Origin of the sequence: Filobacillus milosensis (assembly GCF_004402015.1) — a bacterium.
Classification (GTDB): Bacteria; Bacillota; Bacilli; order Bacillales; family Alkalibacillaceae; genus Filobacillus; species Filobacillus milosensis.
Map to the genome: position 1 here is coordinate 1 of NZ_SOPW01000055.1, position 490 is coordinate 490.

Here is a 490-nt window from a genome sequence, read left to right on the forward strand (position 1 = left end):
TTGTATCTTGCCTTTGTATGTGTAGCATCAACAATAATTGATTTAGATTGGATAATATCGTGCTTAACAGCTAACTCGACTGTTTTCCCAACCAAAAGGTCAAGAAGATTCTCGTCTTTTAATCGCCTACGGCGAAAGTGTGTTAATAAACTTGGGTCAATAACATCATCTTCTGGTGCCATATCAAGAAAATACTTAAAGGACATATCAACACGTGCACGCTCAATAAGATCTACATCGGAAAGATTATATATCGTTTTAAGTAAAAGATATTTAAACATACGTATAGGATGGACGGCGTTCCGTCCATTGTCATGACAATATTTATCCTTCAATTCATCGTAAACAAATGTAAAATCGACTAGCTCATTAATTTGTCTCAGTAAATGATCTTCCGGAATTATAGCATCGTATAATCCAGAGAATTCACTAATGTCTAACGAAAGTTGACGTTCAATCATCCAATCCCTCACTTTTATGTACTACTTAT

1 protein-coding gene is annotated in these 490 nt (G+C 34.7%); it reads right to left on the reverse strand.

All coding sequences use genetic code 11. From position 1 onward, the window contains the following. Positions 1-461, reverse strand: a 461-nt coding sequence (locus E3U55_RS17100) for a transposase (protein WP_134341681.1), incomplete at its 3' end; no start/stop codon positions are given. Positions 462-490 lie beyond the last annotated feature (29 nt).